21 protein-coding genes are annotated in these 21,003 nt (G+C 66.6%); 16 read left to right on the forward strand and 5 right to left on the reverse strand.

Annotated features, from left to right (window positions below; all coding sequences use genetic code 11):
* Positions 1-43: 43 nt before the first annotated feature.
* The 6 genes from HZS63_RS09750 to HZS63_RS09770 are packed head-to-tail and all read left to right on the forward strand — an operon-like array spanning position 44 to position 5,049.
* Positions 44-1,693 carry an alanine/glycine:cation symporter family protein gene (locus HZS63_RS09750; RefSeq protein ID WP_219339156.1) on the forward strand — a complete coding sequence of 550 codons (1,650 nt, stop codon included), beginning with the start codon at positions 44-46 and terminating at the stop codon, positions 1,691-1,693.
* On the forward strand, positions 1,645-2,013 hold the full coding sequence (locus HZS63_RS09755) for a response regulator transcription factor (RefSeq protein WP_246316275.1): 369 nt from the start codon (positions 1,645-1,647) through the stop codon (positions 2,011-2,013). The genes HZS63_RS09750 and HZS63_RS09755 overlap by 49 nt, the downstream gene beginning before the upstream one ends.
* Complete coding sequence (locus tag HZS63_RS09760; RefSeq protein WP_180683850.1) at positions 2,010-2,627, forward strand: chemotaxis protein CheC; 618 nt, start codon at positions 2,010-2,012, stop codon at positions 2,625-2,627. Before HZS63_RS09755 ends, HZS63_RS09760 begins: the two co-directional genes overlap by 4 nt.
* Complete coding sequence (locus HZS63_RS09765; protein WP_180683851.1) at positions 2,624-3,610, forward strand: diguanylate cyclase; 987 nt, start codon at positions 2,624-2,626, stop codon at positions 3,608-3,610. The genes HZS63_RS09760 and HZS63_RS09765 overlap by 4 nt, the downstream gene beginning before the upstream one ends.
* 57 nt (positions 3,611-3,667) lie before the next feature.
* On the forward strand, positions 3,668-4,153 hold the full coding sequence (locus HZS63_RS14020) for a flavin reductase family protein (protein ID WP_246316277.1): 486 nt from the start codon (positions 3,668-3,670) through the stop codon (positions 4,151-4,153).
* A complete protein-coding gene (locus HZS63_RS09770) occupies positions 4,150-5,049 on the forward strand; it encodes a DMT family transporter (RefSeq protein WP_343039977.1) in 900 nt (299 codons plus the stop codon). The genes HZS63_RS14020 and HZS63_RS09770 overlap by 4 nt, the downstream gene beginning before the upstream one ends.
* Before the next feature lie 21 nt (positions 5,050-5,070).
* Here the strand turns inward: HZS63_RS09770 and HZS63_RS09775 are convergent, their stop codons facing one another.
* Positions 5,071-6,075 carry a tripartite tricarboxylate transporter substrate binding protein gene (locus HZS63_RS09775; RefSeq protein WP_180683853.1) on the reverse strand — a complete coding sequence of 335 codons (1,005 nt, stop codon included), beginning with the start codon at positions 6,073-6,075 and terminating at the stop codon, positions 5,071-5,073.
* 139 nt (positions 6,076-6,214) lie between these two features.
* On the reverse strand, positions 6,215-8,251 hold the full coding sequence (locus HZS63_RS09780) for an acetoacetate--CoA ligase (RefSeq protein ID WP_180683854.1): 2,037 nt from the start codon (positions 8,249-8,251) through the stop codon (positions 6,215-6,217).
* A gap of 112 nt (positions 8,252-8,363) precedes the next feature.
* Between HZS63_RS09780 and HZS63_RS09785 the strand changes: the two genes are divergently transcribed.
* From HZS63_RS09785 to HZS63_RS09825, 9 genes are all read left to right on the forward strand, one after another.
* Entirely contained in the window at positions 8,364-9,056 is a 693-nt protein-coding gene (locus tag HZS63_RS09785) for a TetR/AcrR family transcriptional regulator (RefSeq protein ID WP_180683855.1), read from the forward strand.
* Positions 9,057-9,100: 44 nt separating this feature from the next.
* A complete protein-coding gene (locus HZS63_RS09790; protein WP_180683856.1) occupies positions 9,101-10,174 on the forward strand; it encodes a C4-dicarboxylate TRAP transporter substrate-binding protein in 1,074 nt (357 codons plus the stop codon).
* A 6-nt stretch (positions 10,175-10,180) separates the two neighbouring features.
* The gene (locus tag HZS63_RS09795) at positions 10,181-10,780 is read left to right on the forward strand and encodes a TRAP transporter small permease subunit (RefSeq protein ID WP_180683857.1); all 600 of its coding nucleotides are present in this window, start codon (positions 10,181-10,183) and stop codon (positions 10,778-10,780) included.
* Complete coding sequence (locus HZS63_RS09800) at positions 10,777-12,090, forward strand: TRAP transporter large permease (RefSeq protein ID WP_180683858.1); 1,314 nt, start codon at positions 10,777-10,779, stop codon at positions 12,088-12,090. The genes HZS63_RS09795 and HZS63_RS09800 overlap by 4 nt, the downstream gene beginning before the upstream one ends.
* An 18-nt stretch (positions 12,091-12,108) precedes the next feature.
* Positions 12,109-12,915 (forward strand): cyclase family protein, encoded by an 807-nt coding sequence (locus tag HZS63_RS09805; protein WP_180683859.1) that lies wholly within the window; start codon positions 12,109-12,111, stop codon positions 12,913-12,915.
* A gap of 13 nt (positions 12,916-12,928) precedes the next feature.
* Positions 12,929-14,248 carry a fumarylacetoacetase gene (gene fahA / locus HZS63_RS09810; RefSeq protein ID WP_180683883.1) on the forward strand — a complete coding sequence of 440 codons (1,320 nt, stop codon included), beginning with the start codon at positions 12,929-12,931 and terminating at the stop codon, positions 14,246-14,248.
* A 130-nt stretch (positions 14,249-14,378) separates the two neighbouring features.
* Positions 14,379-15,659, forward strand: a complete 1,281-nt coding sequence (locus tag HZS63_RS09815) for a solute carrier family 23 protein (RefSeq protein WP_180683860.1) — start codon at positions 14,379-14,381, stop codon at positions 15,657-15,659.
* A gap of 164 nt (positions 15,660-15,823) precedes the next feature.
* Positions 15,824-16,402, forward strand: a complete 579-nt coding sequence (locus HZS63_RS09820; protein ID WP_180683861.1) for a DJ-1/PfpI family protein — start codon at positions 15,824-15,826, stop codon at positions 16,400-16,402.
* Positions 16,403-16,462: 60 nt separating this feature from the next.
* A complete protein-coding gene (locus HZS63_RS09825; protein ID WP_180683862.1) occupies positions 16,463-16,885 on the forward strand; it encodes a ribbon-helix-helix domain-containing protein in 423 nt (140 codons plus the stop codon).
* Here the strand turns inward: HZS63_RS09825 and boxB are convergent.
* Positions 16,861-18,351 (reverse strand): benzoyl-CoA 2,3-epoxidase subunit BoxB, encoded by a 1,491-nt coding sequence (boxB, locus tag HZS63_RS09830; protein ID WP_180683863.1) that lies wholly within the window; start codon positions 18,349-18,351, stop codon positions 16,861-16,863. The genes HZS63_RS09825 and boxB overlap by 25 nt on opposite strands.
* A 171-nt stretch (positions 18,352-18,522) precedes the next feature.
* Here boxB and HZS63_RS09835 point away from each other — a divergent pair, with 171 nt between their 5' ends.
* The gene (locus HZS63_RS09835) at positions 18,523-18,819 is read left to right on the forward strand and encodes a flagellar basal body protein (protein WP_180683864.1); all 297 of its coding nucleotides are present in this window, start codon (positions 18,523-18,525) and stop codon (positions 18,817-18,819) included.
* 173 nt (positions 18,820-18,992) lie between these two features.
* Here the strand turns inward: HZS63_RS09835 and HZS63_RS09840 are convergent, their stop codons facing one another.
* Both HZS63_RS09840 and HZS63_RS09845 read right to left on the reverse strand, forming a co-directional pair.
* The gene (locus HZS63_RS09840) at positions 18,993-20,711 is read right to left on the reverse strand and encodes a GMC family oxidoreductase (RefSeq protein ID WP_180683865.1); all 1,719 of its coding nucleotides are present in this window, start codon (positions 20,709-20,711) and stop codon (positions 18,993-18,995) included.
* Entirely contained in the window at positions 20,708-21,001 is a 294-nt protein-coding gene (locus tag HZS63_RS09845; RefSeq protein WP_180683866.1) for a putative signal transducing protein, read from the reverse strand. The genes HZS63_RS09840 and HZS63_RS09845 overlap by 4 nt, the downstream gene beginning before the upstream one ends.
* Positions 21,002-21,003: the final 2 nt, after the last annotated feature.

Below are 21,003 nucleotides of genomic sequence, written 5' to 3' on the forward strand. Positions count from 1 at the left end.
CCGCCACAAGCGGATCACAACAACATCGTTCGAGGAGACCCCTTTGAATCCGTCCATGACCCTGGACGAGCGCATCAGCTCGGCCGTACAACCCGTGTCCGACTTCGTCGCGGGCCTGATTTTCTATTCCGTGCCGGTGGCCGGCACCGCGTTTCCCCTGATCGTCGGCTGGCTGATCGTGGCCGCGATCGTGTTCACCTTCTACTTTCGCTTCATCCAGTTCCGCGGCTTCAGGCACGCCATCGACATCGTGCGCGGCCGCTACGCCGACCCCAAACACCCCGGCGAGGTGAGTCCGTTCCAGGCGTTGACGGCGGCCGTTTCGGGCCCCGTGGGGCTGGGCAACATCGCGGGCGTGGCGGTGGCGGTGGCTATCGGAGGCGCCGGCGCCACCTTCTGGATGATCCTGGCCGGCCTGCTCGGCATGGCCTCCAAGTTCACCGAAGTGACGCTGGGCGTCAAGTACCGCGACATCCGCAAGGCCGACGGCGTGGTGGCCGGCGGGCCCATGCGCTACCTCTCCAAGGGGCTGGCCGAGCAGGGCCGGGCGCGGCTGGGCAAGTTTCTCGCCGTGTTCTTCGCGATCTGCTGCATCGGCGGCTCCATCGGCGGGGGCAACATGTTCCAGGCCAACCAGAGTTTCCAGCAGGTGGTCAACGTCACCGGGGGCGCCAGCAGTCCGCTGGCTGGCCAAGGCTGGCTGTTCGGGCTGATCCTGGCTGTGCTGGTGGGGCTGGTCATCATTGGTGGCATCAAGTCGATCGCGGCCGTCACGGCCAAACTGGTGCCCGCCATGGCGCTGCTCTACCTCGGTGCCGGCCTGGTGGTGCTGGTGGTCCACGCTGACCACATCCTGTGGGCCTTCGGCCAAATCATCGCTGGGGCGTTCAGCGCCGAGGGCGTGGCCGGTGGCGTGGTCGGGGCCCTGATCCAGGGCTTCCGCCGAGCCACCTTCTCGAACGAGGCCGGTATCGGCTCGGCCGCCATTGCCCACTCGGCGGTTCGCACCGACCAGCCCGTCTCGCAGGGTTTTGCGGCGCTGCTGGAGCCGTTCATCGACACGGTCGTGATCTGCACCATGACGGCGTTGGTCATCATCATCACCGGCCACGTGACCGCTTCCGGCGTGACCGAGCTGGCCGGTGAGGCCCGTGGCGTGGCGCTGACCTCCGCCGCCTTCGCCAGTACCATCTCCTGGTTCCCCTATGTGCTGGCCGTGTGCGTGGTGCTGTTTGCCTTTTCCACCATGATCACCTGGTCCTACTACGGCTTGCAGGCGTGGACGTATCTGTTCGGCGACAGCAAGGCTGGCGGACCTGTCTTACAAGCTCATGTTCCTGGCTTTCGTGGTGATCGGCTCGACCATGGCCCTGGGCCCCGTCATCGACTTCTCCGACGCGATGATCTTCGCCATGGCGATCGCCAACATCATCGGCCTGTACTTCCTCATGCCCGTGGTCAAGCGGGAGCTGGAGCAGTACTGGGACGGCATCCGCAGCGGCCGCATCGTTCGCTTCCGCTGACCGAAACGGTCGGGCAACCATTGGGGCTGGTCCTGAAATCGGCGAGAATAACCGTTTCATGCGGGGTCGGCCGGCCAGGCCGGCGAGCCATCCACCACCATGCGAACATCAGGGGGTTTCTTTGGCCAAACGACTGCTCATTGTTGACGACAGCCGCGTCTCGCGCATGATCATCAAGGGCAAGGTGGCGTCGCTGCAGCCCGACTGGGAGGTGCTGGAAGCCGCGTCGGGCGACGACGCTGTCGCTCGGGCGCTGGACATCCGCCCCGATTTCGTCACCATGGACGTGAACATGCCCGGCATGAACGGGTTCGAGGCCGCCGAACGCCTGCTTGCCCTGTGGCCGCAAGCGCGCATCGTGGTGCTGACGGCCAACATCCAGGAAAACAGCCGCGACAAGGCGCAGACCATGGGCGTGAAATTCATCCCCAAGCCCGTGACCGAGGCCGCCATCCAGCAGGCGGTGGACCACTTCCTGGCCGCCGCATGAAGCTCGCGCCACTCGAACTGGACGCCCTCACGGAGCTGTTCAACATGGGGGTCGGCCATGCCGCCGACGCCCTGAGCCAACTGGCCGGCGAGCCCGTGCTGCTGAGTATCCCGGAGGTGCAGTTGCTGCCCAAGGCGGAGGTGATCCGACAGCTCACGCGGGGCGATGACAAGCGCGTGAGCGCCGTGCGTCAGGGCTTCCATGGGGATCTGGTCACCGACGCCATCCTCATGTTTCCGGCCGAGCAAAGCCTGCAGCTGGTGCAGATCATGGTGGGCGGTCAGGTGCCGCTGGAGGACCTGGGCGAGATGGAGCAGGAGGCCTTGGCCGAAATCGGCAACATCCTGCTCAATTCGGTGGTGGCCAGCCTGGCCGACAGCCTGGAGCTCACGCTCGACGGCTCCCTACCCGAAGTCGAACTCGGCGTGGTCTCCGACGTGCTCCTCGCCGAGCAGGACGTGGACGAGCCTCTGCTGAGCCTGCAGGTGCGCTTCGAGATCGCGACCCGCAGCATTCGCGGCTACCTGGCTTTCCTGCTCGACATGCGCTCCACCGGTCTGCTCGAAGAGCGGGTGGCGGCGTTCATCCGGCAGCTCGAGGGGGGTGATGCGTGAGCCTGGCTCAGGGTACGCCACCGTGGATGGCATGGGCGCTGGGCAGCGTCCAGGCCGGACTGCTGGTGCTTGACGAGTCGCTGGCCGTGGTTTTTGCCAATCCCTGGCTGCTGCGCCGGGCGCGCTTGCAGGCCGAGGACGTGCTCGACCGCCCGTTCTTCGAGGTATTCCCGTCGCTCAAGGGCAGCCATTTCGAACGGCGCCTGCTCGGCGCGCGTACCGTCGGCTTCCCTGCCCTGCTGTCGGAAACGCTGCATGCCTCGGCGTTTCCGCTCTACGCGCTGGCCGGCGACACCTCGCCGCAACGCCTGCTCAAACAGAGCATCCAAATCATTCCGATGGGCACGGCCCAGGCGCGCGAGGCCGGTGGACGCTACCTGATGATCCAGGTCTGGGATGTGACGCCTTCCGTCATGCGCGAGCGTCTGCTCAAGCTGCAAGCCGAGCGCATGCACGCCATGGCGCATGTGGACGCCCTGACCGACATTGGCAACCGGCGCCATTTCGATGCCATGTTCGACCGCGAGTGGCGCAACGCCCAGCGATCGCAGCAAAGCCTCGGGCTGGTGCTGTTCGATGTGGATCACTTCAAAGCCTACAACGATACCTATGGTCATCAGCGTGGCGACGAGTGCCTGCGCCTGGTGGCCAGCATCGTCGAGGCGCAGGCGCAGCGCCCGCGTGACGTGGTGTGCCGCTACGGGGGCGAAGAAATCGCGATGCTGCTGCCCGACACCGACCTGGCCGGCACCCTCCGGCTGGCCCATCGCGTGGTGGACGAGGTGCGCGCGCGTGACTTGCCGCATGAGGGCAGCCCCTTCGGCAAGGTGACGGTGAGCGCGGGGGTGGCGTGTGAATGCCCCACCTCTGGTTTGGGGGCCAATGCCCTGATCCTGCTGGCCGACCGGGCGCTCTACCAGGCCAAACGCCAGGGGCGTGACCGCGTGGCGGTGCTCGAACTCAGCACCGCCACGGCCAGTTGACCAGGGCATTGCCTCCTGCGTGACGCTTCGCCTGTGCGAACAAGGCACAATTCGCCCATGCTTCCCCCCACCGCCGACAGTTTCCGGGCCGCTCTTGGTCGCTTTGCCACCGGCGTGACCATCGTCACCGCCCGGTCCGACAGCGGAGCGCTGGTGGGGCTGACGGCGAACTCCTTCAACTCGGTGTCGATGTCGCCGCCGCTCGTGCTCTGGAGCCTGTCCAACCAGTCCAGCGCGTTGCCTGTATTCCGCCAAGGCTCGCACTACGCGATCAACGTGCTCAGCGCCCAGCAGCGCGAACTGGCCCAGCGCTTCGCCGCTCGGGGGGTGGACCGCTGGCAGGGGGTGGCCTATTCCGAAGGGGCTTGTGGGGCCCCGCTGCTCGACGGGGCCATTGCCACGTTCGAATGCTTCAACCGCAGCTTTTACGAGGAGGGAGACCACGTGATCTTCGTGGGCCAGGTCGAACGCTGCCAGCACCGCGCAGACGTGCGGCCCCTGCTTTACCACGGGGGACGGTTCTACACGGAGCACCCGCTGTGAGCGCCGCGCCGATACGCAAGGACCATCTCGACCGCCTCGCCATCACGCTGTTGCTGGTGTGCTGCGCGTTCTGGGGATTCCAGCAAATCCTCATCAAAACCACCGTGGCCGAAGTGCCCCCGCTGTGGCAGGCCACGCTGCGCTTCACGGGGGCCATGGTGTTGCTGTGGATTTGGTGTCAGTGGCGCGGGGTGCCCCTGTTCCAGCGCGACGGCACCCTCAAGGGTGGCCTGCTGGCTGGATTGTTGTTTGCCGGCGAGTTTGCCTTCATCTATATCGGGTTGCAGTACACCACGGCCTCGCGCTTGACCGTGTTTCTCTACACCTCGCCGTTCGTGGTGGCGCTGCTGCTGCCGCAGTTCGTGCCCAGCGAAAAGCTGCGTCCGCTGCAATGGCTGGGTTTGCTGGTGGCCTTTGCCTCGGTCGCAGTGGCCTTCAGCGAGGGCTTTACCCACTCCACCCGCACCCAGCTCATGGGCGACGCCATGGCGCTGGCCGCCGGCATCCTGTGGGGGCTGACCACGCTCGTGATTCGCACCACGATGCTGGCCCAGGCCAGCGCCGAGAAAACCCTGTTCTACCAGGTGGCCGTCACGGCCTTGGTGGCGCCGCTGCTGTCGCTGGCGCTGGGCGAAACCTGGCGTTGGGACTATTCCGGCCTGGCCTGGGGATCGATCGCTCTGCAAACCGTGATCGGGGCTTTCGCCAGCTACCTGACCTGGATGTGGCTGCTGCGCCACTACCCGGCCACGCAGATGTCGTCGTTCGTCTTCCTCACCCCGGTGTTCGCCCTGCTGTTCGGGGTTGGGTTGCTGGGCGAGCCGCTGACGCTGGCCCTGCTGCTCGCCTTGGTGGGCGTGGCCGCCGGCATCGTGTTGGTGAGCCGCAAGCGCTGACCAGCCGAGCGGCAGGGCGCGTCAACTCCTGCGCGCCAGGCCCAGGCGCTCAATGGTGGCCTTTTCGGCCGCGAAGGTTCGCTCGGCGTAGGCGGTGTAGTCGGCGGTGTTCATGTAGATGGTAGGCATGTAGAACTTGTCCAGGGTCTCGAGCACCTTGGGATCGTCCAGTGTCTGTTTGAAGGCGTCATGTAGCACCTGAACGACCGCCGGCGCCATGCCAGCTGGCCCGCCGATGCCGAAAGGTGATTCGACGATCGTGTCCCAGCCGCTTTCCTTGAGCGTGGGCACGTTGGGGAAGGCCTTGTTGCGCTGGCTGCCCAGGGTGGCCAGCAGGCGCAGCCTACCGCTTTGGACATGGGGCGCAAATTCGGTGGTGCCGCTCATGACACGGATGTGCCCGCCCAGGATGGCGTTCATGATTTCGGCCGAGCCTTTGAAGGGGATATGGTTGAGCTGGATACCGGCCTTTGCCGCGAACTCCTCAACGGCCAGGTGCGGCGTGGTGCCGGTGCCGGTGTGGCCGTATTCCAATTGGCCAGGATTGGCCTTGGCGTAGGCCACGAACTCCTGGATCGTCTTGAATGGCGCGTCGGCGGTGCAGACGATGCCGAAGGTGTAGCCGGTCAGGCAGACGATGTGGGTCAGGTCTTTCACCGGGTCGAAAGGCATGGGCTGCATGTGTGGCAGCCGGTAAATGCCCAGTGGCAGCTGCGTGATGTTGTAGCCGTCGGGGGAGGCGTTTTTCATGGCGCTGGCGCCCAGGGTGCCGCCCACGCCAGGGCGGTTTTCCACCATCACCGGCACGCCCAGCACGCGCGCAGCGCTTTCAGCGAAGGCGCGCATCACCGCGTCGCTGCTACCACCAGCTGGCCACGGGGCAATGAGTGTGATGGGGCGTGACGGGAATTTGGCCTGGGCCTGCGCTGTGCTGGAGAGCCAGATGGGGGCGGCCAGCGTGGCGCCGGCAGCGGCACTGAGTTGCAGGGCCTGGCGGCGGTTGAGGCGGGAGGGGGAGTGCGTCATGGTGGTCTCCTAGAGTTGTGGGCCGATGACTGGCGGCATCAAAAATGGTAAAGGAGCCTCCCGCGCGGCGATGAGGGAAACCCCGCATCCTTCCTCCACAGTGGTCGCCTTGGTGACGCTTGGAATGCGGGGGCGGTGCTCAGACGCGCACCGCCGCCTGAGCCAGGTGGCGCTGGGCAAAGGCCACATACCAGTCCAGGCAGCCGGGGTTGACCATGGCGTCGCGGTTCACCACCTTCTCGACCGGTTGGCCGAGCAGGAGTTTCTTGATTGGCAGTTCCTGCTTTTTGCCGCTCAGGGTGCGCGGAATTTCGGGCGCCGCCACGATGTCGTCAGGTACGAAGCGTGGCGACAGCGCGCTGCGGATGGCCCCGGCAATGCGCTCGCGCAAGGCGTCGTCCAGCGTCACGCCCGGGCGCAGCACCACGAACAGGGGCATGTAGCTTTCACGGCCCAGGTACTCCAGGTCCACCACCAGGCTGTCGAGCACCTCGGGCAGGGCCTCCACGGCCGCGTAGATCTCGCTCGTGCCCATGCGCAGACCGTGGCGGTTGATGGTGGCATCCGACCGGCCGTAGATCACGCAGCCGCCGTCGGCACCGATCTTGAGCCAGTCGCCATGGCGCCAGACGCCGGGGTACATGTCGAAGTAGCTGGAGAGGTAGCGCTGCTGGCCCGGGTCGTTCCAGAAGTACAGGGGCATGGAGGGGATGGGCTGCGTGCAGACCAGTTCGCCCACTTCGCCGATCAACGGCTGGCCGTCCTCACCCCAAGCCTCGACCGCGCAACCGAGCTGGCGGCACTGCATCTGGCCCGGTACCTGGGGCAGTTCACGGTGGCCACCGATGAAGGCGCCGCAGAAGTCGGTGCCGCCGGAGATGTTGCACCACCAGATATTCGGGGTGCCCAGGGCGGCGAACTGGGCCGAGCCCCAGCGCTGCACGTCTTCGGCCAGCGGCGAACCGGTGCTGCCCAGGGCGCGGATGCGCGTGAGATCGAAGCCTGCGGCTTGCAGGTTGGGCAAGTCCACGCCGGCCTTCATGCAGTTGGCGTAGTAGGCGGCACCGGCGCCGAAGAAGGTGACCCGGTGCCGGGCCGCGAAACGCCAGAGCACGTGCCAGTCCGGGTGTTCCTTGCTGCCGCCGGGGCTGCCGTCGTACAGAACGATGGTGGTGCCGCCGGCCAGCCCGGCCACCTGCGCGTTCCACATCACCCAGCCGGTGGAGCTGTACCAGTGAAAGCGTTCGCCGAAGCTGTTGGGCGCGTAGCTGGGACCGATGTCGTTGTGCAGGATCTTGGCCGCCAGCATGGTCATGAGGATGCCGCCGTGACCGTGCACGATGGGCTTGGGCAGGCCGGTGGTGCCACTCGAATACACCACCCACAGCGGGTGCTCGAAGGGCAGCCATTCGGGTTCGAAGGCGGCCGTGGCCGCGTTGTCGCGCTCGGTCAGGGCCTCGAAGTCGGTGGCGCCAGCCACACGTTCGGCGGCATAAGGCGTGCGCAGGGTGATGAGGTGCTGCACGCTGGGCAGGCCTGCGCGCAGCTCGTTCACGGTGGCGGAGCGGTCCAGCGGCTTGCCCCCGTAGTGCACGCCATCGGCGGCGATCAGCAGCTTGGGTTCGATCTGGCGGAAGCGGTCGAGCACGGCCGCCGTGCCCATGTCCGGGGCGCACACGCTCCAGATGGCGCCGATGCTGGCGCAGGCCAGGAACGCCACCACCGTTTCCGGGACGTTGGGCAAGTAAGCGGCGATGCGGTCACCGCGCTGCACGCCCATGTCCTTCATCGCCAGGGCCAGCGAGGCGATCTGCCGCCGCAGCTGTGGCCAAGTCAGCACGCGCACGCGGCCGCGTTCGTCCTCGCTGATGATGGCGGGCTGGCCAGCCGCATGGGCCGGGGCCGCATGGCGCAGCACCTGTTGCGCATAGTTCACCTGGGCCCCGGGAAACCAGTGGACGTTGGGCATCGGGCCCCCCTCGAGCACCGCCGTGTGCGGTGTGGGGGACTGCATCTGGAAGTAGTCCCAGATGCTTTGCCAGAAGGCAGACAGGTCGGTGGTGGACCAGCGCCACAGCGCGTCGTAGCTGTCGAACGTCAGTCCGCGCTGGTCGCGCAGCCAGTCCTGATACAGGCGGATCTGTGGGATGTACGGGGGGCGGTCGTTGGCGTTCATGGTCCTCGAGCGTAGCGCATAGGCACTGCGGCAGCTATCGCCCGCGCGTCAGTGGCCGATCAGGGTTTGCACGCATGTTCAAGCGGTTTGGACAGTCGTACAGTATTTGCACATGGAACCAGCCCAGACAGCCCTGTCCGGCACCCCGCCACGCCGGTCGCGCGCCCAGCGCGCGGCGGCTGGGCGCGAGCGGCCGGACCGCCGCCAAGCCATCCTGCTGGCCGCCGAGCGCCTGTTCGCACGCCACGGCTACCACGCGGTCTCGATCCGGCAGATCGCGCAGGAAGCGGGCGTGCCGCTGGCCCTGGTGGGCTACTACTTCGGCCAGAAACACGAGCTTTTCCACGCCATCTTCGAACACTGGCAGCCCACGGCGCAACGGCGTCTGGAACTGCTGCAACAGGCGCTCGACGACCCTGCCCGGCCGACGCTGGCGCGGGTGATCGAGGCCTTCGTGCGACCGGTGCTCGCGCAGCGCTCCAGCGCCGAAGGCGAGTACTACGCCCAGCTCGTGGCGCGCGAACTGGCCTTTCAGACGCCCGAGACGACGCGCGTGCTGGCCGACTACTTCGACCCGCTGGCGCAGCGCTTCATCGACGCGCTGATGGCCGTGCGGCCCGGCCACGACCGTGCCAGCGCAGCCTGGGCCTACCAGTTCGCGCTCGGCGCGCTGCTGCACCACATCAGCGACTACCGGGTCGAGCGACTGTCCGGCGGCCGCTGCCGCCTGGACGATCCCACCGCCGCCGACCGGCTGCTCGCTTTCATCACCGCCGGCATTGCGGCGGTCCTGCCTTCCCGTTAGTCCCCGCGCCGCCAGAGCGTACCCCAGCACCCCAGGAGACAACCATGAAGAGACGCCTGTTCCAATCCATCGTGTTCGCCGCCGCGCTTGGCGTCGCGGGGCTGTCCACCGCCCACGCGCAGCAGGTCATCAAGCTCACGGCCGCTGCGGGGCACCCACCAGTGTTCCTGTGGGTCAAGCTGCTCGACGAGTTCTTCATCCCCGAGGTGGACCGACGCCTCGCCGCCGCCAGCAACCGCCACAAGATCGAGTGGACCAAGGCCTGGGGCGGCACCCTGATCAAGCTCGGCAGCGAGTCGCGTGGCATCGCCGATGGCATCGCCGACATGGGCTTCGTGAGCACGCTATTCGAAGCCCCCCGCTTCCCGATGCAGAACGTAAGCTATGTAACGCCTTTTGGCAGCGACAACCTGGCCGTGGTAAGTGACACCGTGGCCGAGATGCAGGCGCGTATTCCCGCCATGAACGACGCCTGGGTGCGCAACGGCCTGGTCTATCTGGGCGGTGCGGCGCTCGACAACTACCACCTCTGGACCAACTTTCCCGTCAACTCGATCGACGACCTGCGCGGTAAGAAGATCAGCGCGCCCGGCCCATCGGCAAACTGGATCCGCAACACGGGGGCGGTGGCGGTGGCGGGATCGCTGACCACCTATTATGAGGACATCAAGTCCGGCGTATCCAATGGCGCCATCACCTTCGCCACCGGTGCCTGGGGTGCCAAGCTGCACGAGGTGGCACCGTACATCACCAAGGTGAGCTTCGGCGCCATGTACGCTGGCGGCGTGGTCATCAACAAGCGCCGCTTCGACGCCCTGCCGCCCGAGGTGCAGCAGGTGTTCCGCGACGTCGGCGTCGAGTACGCGAAGCGCTTCGCCGCCGCCCAAAGCGCGGCCGCCGACGCGCTGCTCAAACAGATGGAGGCCGCCGGAGCGAAGATCACCGAACTGTCGCCGTCCGAGCGCAAGCGCTGGGCCGACACCATCCCCAACGTTGCGCAGGCCTGGGCCGACGACCTGCAGTCCAAGGGAGCCCCGGGCCACGAGGTGCTCAAGGCCTACATGGACGGCCTGAAGAAGAGCGGCGCCAACCTGCCACGCGACTGGTCGGTCCGCTGAACGCCCATGACCGACCACAGCCGTACCACGCCGCCCTCGGCCGCGCACGTGGGGGCAGCGGACGCCTACAACCGCCCGCTGCCCTGGGGCCTGCATTGGCTGGTGCAGGGTCTCAACGCGCTTGGCACGCTCTGGATCATTGCGCTCATGCTGCTCATCAATGCCGACATCATCGGTCGCACAGGGTTCAACGCACCGGTGCGCGGGGTGACGGAGCTGGTCTCGCTGTCCATCGTCGGCATCGTGTTCCTGCAGCTCGCCGACACCCTACGCGCGGGCCGTTTCACGCGCGCCGATGTGATGCTCGACTGGCTCAAGCGCGAGCACCCGGTAGCAGCGGCCCGCCTGCAGGCGCTATTCCACCTGACGGGCGGCGCGCTGATGCTGGTCATCCTGTGGGCCGCCTGGGGACCACTGGTGGAATCGGTGCGCATCCGCGAGTACGTGGGTGCACTCGGCGACTTCATGGCGCCGGTTTGGCCGGTGCGCCTGATCATGCTTGTCGGCCTGAGCGTGACGGCCCTGACCTTCGTGCTGCTGGCCTTTGACGACCTGCAACGGGCCCGGTGGCTGGCTGGGCGGCGCGCTGGCGGGGGTGACGCATGACGCCCACCGCCGTCGCCCTGCTGTCGCTGGTGTGCATGCTGGGCCTGATTTGGGCCGGGCTGCATGTGGCGGTGGTGCTGGGACTGGTGTCCTTCGTCGGCATCTGGATCATCCGTGGTGATGTGGGCATCGCGGCCAACCTGCTGGCGCAGGCGTCGAGCGACGCGATCGCGAGCCACATCTTCGGCGTGGTGCCGCTGTTCGTGCTGACGGGCTTCCTCGTGGCCAAGGCCGACATCGGCAAGGACGCGTTCGAGGTCGCCAACCAGCTGTTCCGGCGCCTGCGTGGCGGGCTGGGCATCGCTACCGTGGCCTCGAACGCGGTGTTCGCGGCCATCACCGGCATTTCCATTGCCTCGGCCGCCGTGTTCACGCGCGTGGCCGTCCCGCAGATGCTGCGCTTCGGCTACCAGCCGCGTTTCGCCGTCGGGGTGGTTGCGGGTTCGTCGGTGCTGGGCATGTTGATCCCGCCGAGCCTGCTCATGATCCTGTACGGCTTCCTGTCGAACCAATCGGTGGGCGACCTGTTCACGGCCGGCATCGTGCCCGGGCTGCTGCTGGCCGGCGCCTTCACGCTGGGCATCGTGCTGATGGCGGCATGGCGCCCTGAATGGGTCTGCACCCCCGACCGCGGCCCCGCCGAGGACGGGCCCGACATGGGTTGGGGCACGATGGCGCTCAAGCTGCTGCCCAGCCTGCTGATGATCGGCTCGGTGCTCGGCGGCCTCTACGCTGGCTTCTTCACCGCCACCGAGGCCGGTGGCGTCGGCGCTGCCATGGCTATTCTCATTGCGCTGGTGCGGCGCAAGCTCTCGCTGCGCAGCCTGTGGGAGGTGCTCACCGAAACCGGGCACGTCACCGTTGCCGTGAGCTTCCTCATCATCTGCGCGAGTATCTACACACGCATGCTGGCGATGTCGGGCATGCCGCAGTTCCTGATGGAAACCATCGCGCAGGCCGGCTTGGGTCCGCTCGCTTTCCTGCTGGTGTACGTGGCCATCGTGATCGCGCTGGGCACGGTGGTGGACTCGTCGTCCATCCTGCTGATCGTACTGCCGCTGATGTTGCCGATTGCCGAGCAGCTCGGCATGAACCTGATCTGGTTCGGCATCGTCACCATCGTCGCGGTCGAGATCGGCTTGCTCACGCCACCGTTCGGCCTGTCGGCCTATGTAGTCAAAAGCGCGCTCAACGACCCGCGCGTCTCGCTGGGCGACATCTTCCGGGGCACCGCGCCCTTCACGCTCATCATGGTGGGGGTACTGCTCCTGCTCATGGTGTTTCCGCAGCTCAGCCTCATGCTGCTCTGAACCCCAACGGAGTTCCCCATGACCCGCCGCTTCATCGATTTGTCCATCTACCTCGAAAACGACGTGCTGTCGGACCCGCCGGCCTTCGCGCCGAAGATCCAGTACATCAACCACGAGCAGAGCTTCGAGCAGATCGCGCCCTTCTTCCCCGGCCTGAAGAAAGAGGATTTGCCCGACGGCGAGGGCTGGGCGGTGGAGCTGGTACAGCTCAACACCCATAACGGCACCCACCTCGACGCACCCTACCACTACCACAGCACCATGAACCAGGCGCTGGGCAAGAAGGAGCGCGCGATCTCGATCGACGAGGTGCCCCTGGAATGGTGCTTCCAGCCCGGCGTCAAGCTTGACTTCCGCCACTTCGACGACGGCTACGTGGTCACGGCCGCCGACGTCGAGGCCGAACTGCGGCGCATCGGGCACGCGCTGTCGCCACTGGAAATCGTCGTCGTCAACACGCGCGCAGGTTCACGCTACGGCCAGCCCGACTATGTGACCGCGGGTTGCGGTATGGGTTACGAAGCCACGATGTACCTGCTGGAGCGCGGCGTTCGGCTCACCGGCACCGACGCCTGGAGCTGGGATGCCCCTTTCGTCTACACCGCGCGCAAGTACGGGGAAAGCCACGACGCCAGCCTGATATGGGAAGGCCACAAGGCCGGGCGCGACATCGGTTACTGCCATCTCGAAAAGCTCCACAACCTGGAGGCCCTGCCCCCCACGGGCTTCTACATCAGCTGCTTCCCGCACAAGATCCGCGGCGCCTCGGCGGGCTGGACGCGGGCCGTGGCGATCTTTGACGAAACGCTCATGGCCTCGGCCTGAAGGAACACGCCCCATGCTGGACCACACGCACGAGCCTGCCGCGCGCAGCTGGCTCGACACCGCCAACTCCCCGGGAACCGACTTTCCCGTGCAAAACCTGCCGTTCGCGGTGTTTCGTCGCCGCGGCACCGCCGAGGGCTTTCGCGGCGGCGTCGCCATTGGCGACCAAGTGCTTGACCTGGCGGCGCTGGCGGCCGATCGCCCGTTCGATGGCCTCGCCGCCGAGGCATTGGGTGCGGCGGCCGGCGATACCCTCAATGACCTTATGGCGCTCGGCCCGCCCGCCTGGCGCGCACTGCGCTACGCCCTGTTCGCCCTGCTCGGCTCAGGTGCCAGCGAAACGTCGGTGCGTGCCGCTCGCGGCGCTCTCGTTCCCATGAACAGCGTCGAGTACGCGCTGCCCGCGCGCATCGGCAACTACACCGATTTCTACACATCCATCCACCACGCACGCAACGTCGGGCGCGTGATCCGGCCCGACGACCCGCTCACACCCAACTTCCAGTGGATGCCCATCGCCTACCATGGCCGCGCCTCCAGCGTGGTCGTCAGCGGCACGCCGTTTCGCCGGCCGATGGGGCAGGCAATGGCACCCGGGGCTTCCGCTCCGTTCTACGGCCCGTGCCGGCAGCTCGATTACGAGCTGGAGCTCGGTTTCTACATCGGGCCTGGCAACGCGCTGGGCGAGCCCGTTCCGATCTCGCAGGCGCGCGACCACATCTTTGGCATGTGTCTGCTCAACGACTGGTCGGCACGCGACCACCAGTTCTGGGAGATGGCGCCGCTCGGCCCGTTTCTGGGCAAGAACTTCTGCACCAGCGTATCGCCCTGGGTGGTGACGCTGGATGCGCTCGCCCCCTACCGCGTGCCGTTCGAGCGCCCGGCCGGCGACCCGCAGCCGCTCGGCTACCTCGACGATCCGGCCGAGCGCGCCGACGGCGGGCTCGACATCGCGCTGGAGGTCTGGCTTGAATCGGCCGCCCACCGCGCGCGCGGTCTGGCACCGCACCGCCTATCGGCGACGAGCTTTCGCCACCAGTACTGGACCATCGCCCAGATGCTCGCGCAGCACACCGTGGGCGGCTGCAACCTGCAACCCGGTGATCTGCTCGGCACCGGCACCATTTCGGGCCCGACGGCGCCCGAAGCGGGGGCCATCGTCGAACTCAGCCTGGGCGGCACCCGTGCCATCGAGCTCTCCAGCACCGGCGAGACACGTACCTTCCTGGAGGACGGCGACAGCGTCATCCTGCGCGGCTGGTGCGAGCGGCCCGGGGCGGCGCGCATCGGCTTTGGCGAATGCCGTGGCACGGTGCTCCCCGCTATGGCCTGAAGTCTCCTGCCCGGGGTACACCCTTTGCAAGCGCGGCAGGCGCTGGGCCTATCACATCGGCGTCAATCCTGACACGAAACTTGCCGTTCGGGCACAATCGCGCCATTTCACATTGAGGAGTGAGGTTCCCATGTTCCAATGGACGGAGAAAAGCCCGGCGGCCCTGCAGGCCGGCGGCGTCATCGGCCCCGACGAGCGCCTGCCCTGGGGTCAGACCACGGTGATGGGCGTGCAGCACCTGATCGCGATGTTCGGCGCCACGGTCCTGGCTCCGCTGCTCATGGGGTTCGATCCCAACGTGGCGGTGCTGATGAGCGGCATCGGCACGCTCATTTTCTTTGTCATGACCGGCGGCAAGGTGCCGAGCTACCTCGGCTCCAGCTTTGCCTTCATCGGGGTGGTGATCGCGGCGAGCGGCTACGCCGGGCCGGGCCCCAACGTCAATATCGGGGTGGCGCTGGGCGGCATCGTGGCCTGCGGCTTGCTCTACTTCATCATCGGGGCCATCGTGCATGTGGCGGGCACAGGCTGGATCGAGCGCTTCATGCCACCGGTGGTCACCGGCTCGGTGGTGGCCGTCATCGGCCTGCACCTGGCCTACATCCCCATCAAGAACATGTCGCCCACGGCGTTCGATGCCTGGATGCAGGCCATCACCTTCGTGAGCGTGGCACTGGTGGCGGTGTTCACCCGGGGCATGGTGCAGCGCCTGCTCATCCTCATGGGCCTGATCGTGGCCAGCGTCATCTACGCCGTGCTCACCAACGGCCTGGGCCTGGGCCAGCCGATCGACCTCAGCGGCGTGGCCAGTGCCGCCTGGATCGGTATGCCCAACTTCAGTACCCCGGTGTTCGAGGCCAACGCCATGCTGCTGATCGCACCGGTGGCCGTCATCCTGGTGGCGGAGAACCTGGGCCACATCAAGGCCGTGACCGCCATGACTGGGAAGAACCTAGACGTGTACATGGGCCGCGCCTTCATGGGCGATGGCGTGGCCACCATGGTGGCTGGCGGTGTGGGCGGTACGGGCGTGACCACCTATGCCGAGAACATCGGCGTCATGGCCGCGACCAAGATCTATTCGACAGCCGTCTTCGTGATCGCGGCACTGATGGCCATTCTGCTCGGCTTCAGCCCCAAGTTCGGTGCGGTGATCCAGGCCATTCCGCTGGCCGTGATGGGTGGGGTCTCGATCGTGGTGTTCGGTCTGATCGCCATTGCCGGCGCCAAGATCTGGGTCGACAACAAGGTGGACTTTTCCGACAACAAAAACCTGATCGTGGCCGCCATCACGCTGGTGCTGGGCACCGGGGATTTCACCCTGAAGTTCGCTGGTTTCGAGCTGGGCGGCATCGGGACGGCCACCTTCGGCGCCATCCTCCTGTACGCCCTGCTCAACCGTACGCGCTGATCTGGCGCGCGTCACACCCAGGCCTGCTCGCCCACCGGGCCGGCAGGCCTTTGTTGTAGCCTCGTCAGGGTAAACCCGCTGCGCCGCAATAACCGGCTATTACCTCTTGTGCCACCCGTCCGCCAACAATCAAGGCCCGACCCACGTTATCCAAGGAGACTCCCATGGGCAAGAGGCTGTTGATGATTTGCGGCGACTACTGCGAAGACTACGAAACCATGGTGCCCTTCCAGGCACTGCAGGCCGTTGGCCACACGGTGCACGCGGTGGCGCCCGACAAGAAAGCTGGCGACTGGATTCATACAGCCATTCACGACTTCGAGGGCGCCCAGACTTACAGCGAGAAGCCGGGTCACCGCTTCACGCTCAACGCCAGCTTCGCCGACGTGAAGCCCGAGAACTACGACGCGCTGGTGATCCCCGGCGGGCGCGGCCCCGAATACCTGCGCATGCACGCCAGCGTGGTGGCCATGGTCAAGCACTTCACGGGCAGCGGCAAACCCGTGGCGGCCATCTGCCACGGCGCCCAGCTGCTCGCCGCCACGGGCGATATCAAAGGCCGCACCATCGCGGCTTATCCGGCCTGCCAGGTGGAAGTGGAACTGGCCGGTGCCACCTACGCGCCCATTGCGGTGGACCAGGCGGTCACCGACGGGCCTTTCGTCACCGCACCAGCGTGGCCGGCGCACCCGGTGTGGATCGCGCAGTTCCTGGAGGTGCTGGGCACCCGCATCAGCCACTGATGCCAAAAACCGCCCGGACGGCGCACAATGCGCACTGGATCACCGTGCAGGAGTGTCGTCATGTGTGAAATCTTCATCAGTGCCGATCCCGACAGCTACGCCAGCCGCACCCGCTCGGTGCGGTTGCATGGCGTGGTCACCAGCATCCGGCTGGAGAATCTCTACTGGGATGTGCTGGCCGAAATCGGCGAGCGCGACGGCATGACCGTGGTGCAGCTGATCGAGAAGCTGTACGACGAACTGGTTGCTGTGCGTGGTGTGGTGGGCAACTTTGCGTCCTTCCTTCGGGTGAGCGCCCTGCGGTACATGGCCTTGCAGGCACATGACCGCATCCCCATGGACAAGGCCGTACCCATCCGCTCGCTCGACGCCCGAGCCGTCTTGCAGGCGCTGCCGTCACACTGGGCACTGACCCCTTCGGGGGTCCGGCACCACGGAGATGCCGGACCAGCAGCTGATCAGGCGATCTTCACGTACTCGTAGTCCACCGGCTGCTGGTTGATGCCCATGCGGGGCGGGGCGATCCAGCTGGCGTATTCTCCGGGCCGGTGGCAGGGCTGCATCAGCGAGTGGATGAAGGCGTTGTCCGCGTCGTTCGGCAGCCATTCGCCTTGACCGGCCTGCCATTCGGCTTCGGTCAGCAGGCGGCCGTCCGGGCTGATGCGGTGGCCGGCGAATTCCCCGATGCGGCGGTTGAACCCCTTGTGCGGCTGAACGAAGCGGAAGTCGATGCCGAACTTCTCGATCGTCTTGTTCCAGCGGTCGATGCCGCCCTGACAGTCGGCGATGTAGTCGTCCAGCAGGCGGCTGTTGATGGCGCGCAGCGCGGGTACGTCTTCGGTCACGATGCGGCCGTCCACCACCCGCATCACGGGGTAGGTGTCGTTCTGCAGCTGGTGGTCGTCTTTCAGGTTGGCTTCGTTGAAACGTCCCTTGAGTCCGGCGCTGAAGGCTTCGGCGGCGTTGGACGAAATCTCTGAGCCGAACAGGTCGCGCGTCACGCTCATGTGGAAGTTGGCCTTGCGCTGCAGCAGCGGCAGGTCCACCACGCCCAGCTTGCGGATGGCTTCGGTGTCGTATGGGTCGGTGATGCCGGCCTTGACCATGGCGGCGCAGGTGGCCTCCACCGTGCGGCCTACGCCGGTCTCGCCCACGAACAGGTGGTGCGCCTCTTCCGTCAGCATGAAGCGGCAGCTGCGGCTCAACGGGTCGAAGCCGCTCTCGGCCAACGCGGCCAGTTGCATCTTGCCGTCGCGGTCGGTGAAGTAGGTGAACATGAAGAAGCTCAACCAGTCGGGCGTGCGCTCGTTGAAGGCGCCCAGGATGCGCGGGTTGTCCTGCTGGCCGCTGCGGCGCTCCAGCAGGGCCTGCGCTTCCTCGCGCCCGTCCTTGCCGAAGTACTTGACGAGCAAATACACCATGGCCCACAGGTGGCGGCCTTCCTCCACGTTCACCTGAAACAGGTTGCGCATGTCGTACAGGCTGGGCGCGGTTTTGCCCAGGTAGCGTTGCTGCTCCACGGAGGCGGGCTCCGTGTCGGCCTGGATGACGATGAGGCGACGCAGCAGTGAGCGGTATTCGCCCGGCACCTCCTGCCAGACGGGCTCGCCCTTGTGGCGGCCGCAGGGAATGGTGCGGCCCTCCACCTTGGGCGCCAGCAGGATGCCCCAGCGGTATTCGGGCATTTTCACGTAGCCGAATTTGGCCCAACCCGCCGGGTCCACGCCCACGGCGGTGCGCAGGTACACGTCGGCCTCCTGGAAGCCGTCGGGCCCCATGTCCTTCCACCAGTCCAGGTAACGGGGGTGCCAACTCTCCAGCGCCTTGAGCAGCTGCCGGTCCGAAGACAGGTCCACGTTGTTGGGGATGGCGTCGTCGTAGTTGACCTCGACGAAGCGGTCGTTGCTCACGGACTCGGGGGTTTCGATCAGTGTGTCTTCCTGGCTCATGCGGGTCTCCTGGAGAGTGATATGCAATTTAATGCCACTTACTGTGACGATGGGAATTTTTATTCATGTATGGGCCCTGGCATTTGAGCCAGATCAAACGTCGCGTGGAAAACCCTGCGCTTGGCTGTCGATGCGCCTGGGCGTACACTGGCCCCATCTGGAGCCACTGCCATGAATACCCTATCGATTGCCCAGTCCGGAATGCAGGCCGCTCAGGTGCGCCTGAATGCGGCGGCGAACAATGTGGCCAATGCCCAGACCGAAGGCTTCCGGCGCGACCAGGTACAGCAGGAGGCCCAGGCCGGTGGAGGGGTGGCGGCGCGGTTGGACAAGGTGCCCCAGCCCGGCGCCGATCTGACCCGGGACCTGGTGGAGCAGAAGTCCGCCACCTATGCGTTCAAGGCCAATCTGCAGGTGCTCAAGGCCGCCGACGAAACGCTCGGCCGTCTGCTCGACACCCGGGCCTGAAAGAAAAAACGCCAGCTCGAAGGCTGGCGCAGAACAAAGGCATCTCTCAGGGACGCTGGTAGATGTTGTTGGTGTTGGATTGTCTCCTCGGTCCTCTCGCTGTTGGTATGGGTCAAGCCCATCCAGCGAGTACGTGTATTCTAGGAAGATGCCCCGAGTTGGGGCATAGGGAATTACCCGGGGCCTCGTGTCGGTTGGGCCGACGCCGTGTCGCCGCTCAGGATCCAGCGGGCCACTTTTTCGGCGATCATCAGCGTGGGGCTGTTGGTGTTGCCGCTGGTGATGGTGGGCATGGCCCCGGCGTCCACCACGCGCAGGCCGGCGATGCGGCCGCCTCGGCCGTCGCGCACCCGGCAGTGGCTGTCGAGCACGGCCAGGGGATCGTCGTCGCGGCCCATGGCGGTGGTGCCCACTGGGTGGAAGATGGTGGTGGCGATGTCGCCGGCCAGCCGGGCGAGTTCCTCGTCGCTCTGGTACTGGGTACCCGGTTTGTATTCTTCGGGCTGGTAGCGGGCGAGTGCGGGTTGGGCCACGATGCGCCGGGTCAGGCGCAGGCTGTCGGCGGCGACCTGGCGGTCCTCGGCGGTGGAGAGGTAGTGGGGGGCGATGACTGGCGCGTCGGTGAAGCGGGGGCTGCGGATCTGCACCGTGCCCCGGCTGGTGGGGTTGAGGTTGCACACGCTGGCGGTGAAGGCCGGGAAGGGGTGCAAGGGTTCGCCGAAGGCGTCCAGGCTGAGCGGTTGCACGTGGTATTCCAGGTTGGGCCATTCGTAGGCCGGTGAGCTGCGCGTGAAGGCGCCCAGCTGACTCGGGGCCATGCTCATGGGGCCGCTGCGGTGCAACAGGTATTCCAGTCCGATCAGGGCCTTGCCCCAGAGGCTGCTGGCCAGGGTGTTGAGCGTCTTGACGCCCTGCACCTTGAACACGGCGCGGATCTGCAGGTGGTCTTGCAGGTTGGCACCCACGCCGGGCAGGTCGGCCTGCACGTCAATGCCGTGTCGCTGCAGCAGTTCGCCCGGGCCGATGCCCGAGAGCTGGAGGATTTGCGGTGAATTCACGGCCCCGGCGCTGAGCAACACCTCACGGCGGGCTCGCAGGGTGAGCGTGTGGCCGCGATGCACGACTTCGGCGCCGGTGCAGCGCAGCGCACCGTCGTAGCCGCGCTCCAGCGTCAGGCGGCTGATCTGGGCGCCGGTCCACACCGTGAGGTTGGGCCGCTGGCGCACCGGCCGCAGAAACGCCTTGGAAGCATTCCAGCGCCAGCCTGCGCGCTGGTTGACTTCGAAGTAGCCCACCCCTTCGTTGTTGCCGCGGTTGAAATCGTCGGTCGCGGGTATGCCGGCCTGCTGGGCGGCTTCGGAGAAGGCGTCGAGGATGTCCCAGCGCAGGCGCTGTTTTTCCACGCGCCATTCGCCGGTGCTGCTCAGGCTGCCGTGGCCGTGCAGGGTGGCGTGCAGCGGGTCGCTCAGGCCGGCTTGCTGGGCGTCGAGCCGGTAGTGGTCTTCATGGGCCATGAAGTCGGGCAGGCAGTGGGCCCAGCGCCAGGCGTCGTCGCCGGTGCGTTCGGCCCACTGGTCGTAATCGCGGCTCTGCCCCCGCATGTAGATCATGCCGTTGATGCTGCTGCAGCCGCCCAGCGTCTTGCCGCGCGGGTAGCGCAGGCGCCGGCCGTTGAGGCCGGCGTTGGGTTCGGTTTGGTAGAGCCAGTCGGTGCGCGGGTTGCCGATGCAGTACAGGTAGCCGATCGGAATGTGGATCCAGTGGTAGTTGTCGGGCCCGCCGGCTTCGAGCAGCAGTACCCGGTGCGCCGGGTTGGCGCTCAGGCGGTTGGCCAGCAGGCAGCCGGCGGTGCCCGCCCCCACGACGATGTAGTCAAAGGCCAGGTCGCTCATCTGGGTTCCTGGTATTGGGTGTCGTCGTCGGGCAGGGCAAAGTCGCCCCGGCGCCAGGCTTCGCGCACCGCCTCGGCCTGGGCCAGCCGCCGCTCCGGCACCAGCACCCGCACCTGGATGGCGCTGGCCAGCAGGGAGTGGGTCTGCACGGTCTGGGCGTCGGTCACCATGGCCGGGACGCCGCTGGCCTGCAGGCAGCCTTGCAACAGATAGGCCTCGGTGGGGCTGAAGAAGCTCTCCAGCGTCTGCCAGTCGCCTTCGTTCGGGTCGTAGGGGCTGTTGTCGGGCATGC

Source organism: Tepidicella baoligensis (assembly GCF_013432195.1).
In the GTDB taxonomy this organism is placed as follows: Bacteria; Pseudomonadota; Gammaproteobacteria; order Burkholderiales; family Burkholderiaceae_C; genus Tepidicella; species Tepidicella baoligensis.

Excerpts from the sequence above, each read along its gene's own strand:
- HZS63_RS09760 (WP_180683850.1), top strand. The coding sequence starts at position 2,010 with ATGAAGCTCGCGCCACTCGAACTGGACGCCCTCACGGAGCTGTTCAAC.
- HZS63_RS14020 (WP_246316277.1), top strand. The coding sequence starts at position 3,668 with ATGCTTCCCCCCACCGCCGACAGTTTCCGGGCCGCTCTTGGTCGCTTT.
- HZS63_RS09775 (WP_180683853.1), bottom strand. The coding sequence starts at position 6,075 with ATGACGCACTCCCCCTCCCGCCTCAACCGCCGCCAGGCCCTGCAACTC.
- HZS63_RS09780 (WP_180683854.1), bottom strand. The coding sequence starts at position 8,251 with ATGAACGCCAACGACCGCCCCCCGTACATCCCACAGATCCGCCTGTAT.
- HZS63_RS09785 (WP_180683855.1), top strand. The coding sequence starts at position 8,364 with ATGGAACCAGCCCAGACAGCCCTGTCCGGCACCCCGCCACGCCGGTCG.
- HZS63_RS09790 (WP_180683856.1), top strand. The coding sequence starts at position 9,101 with ATGAAGAGACGCCTGTTCCAATCCATCGTGTTCGCCGCCGCGCTTGGC.
- HZS63_RS09795 (WP_180683857.1), top strand. The coding sequence starts at position 10,181 with ATGACCGACCACAGCCGTACCACGCCGCCCTCGGCCGCGCACGTGGGG.
- HZS63_RS09800 (WP_180683858.1), top strand. The coding sequence starts at position 10,777 with ATGACGCCCACCGCCGTCGCCCTGCTGTCGCTGGTGTGCATGCTGGGC.
- HZS63_RS09805 (WP_180683859.1), top strand. The coding sequence starts at position 12,109 with ATGACCCGCCGCTTCATCGATTTGTCCATCTACCTCGAAAACGACGTG.
- fahA (WP_180683883.1), top strand. The coding sequence starts at position 12,929 with ATGCTGGACCACACGCACGAGCCTGCCGCGCGCAGCTGGCTCGACACC.
- HZS63_RS09815 (WP_180683860.1), top strand. The coding sequence starts at position 14,379 with ATGTTCCAATGGACGGAGAAAAGCCCGGCGGCCCTGCAGGCCGGCGGC.
- HZS63_RS09820 (WP_180683861.1), top strand. The coding sequence starts at position 15,824 with ATGGGCAAGAGGCTGTTGATGATTTGCGGCGACTACTGCGAAGACTAC.
- HZS63_RS09825 (WP_180683862.1), top strand. The coding sequence starts at position 16,463 with ATGTGTGAAATCTTCATCAGTGCCGATCCCGACAGCTACGCCAGCCGC.
- boxB (WP_180683863.1), bottom strand. The coding sequence starts at position 18,351 with ATGAGCCAGGAAGACACACTGATCGAAACCCCCGAGTCCGTGAGCAAC.
- HZS63_RS09835 (WP_180683864.1), top strand. The coding sequence starts at position 18,523 with ATGAATACCCTATCGATTGCCCAGTCCGGAATGCAGGCCGCTCAGGTG.
- HZS63_RS09840 (WP_180683865.1), bottom strand. The coding sequence starts at position 20,711 with ATGAGCGACCTGGCCTTTGACTACATCGTCGTGGGGGCGGGCACCGCC.
- HZS63_RS09845 (WP_180683866.1), bottom strand. The coding sequence starts at position 21,001 with ATGCCCGACAACAGCCCCTACGACCCGAACGAAGGCGACTGGCAGACG.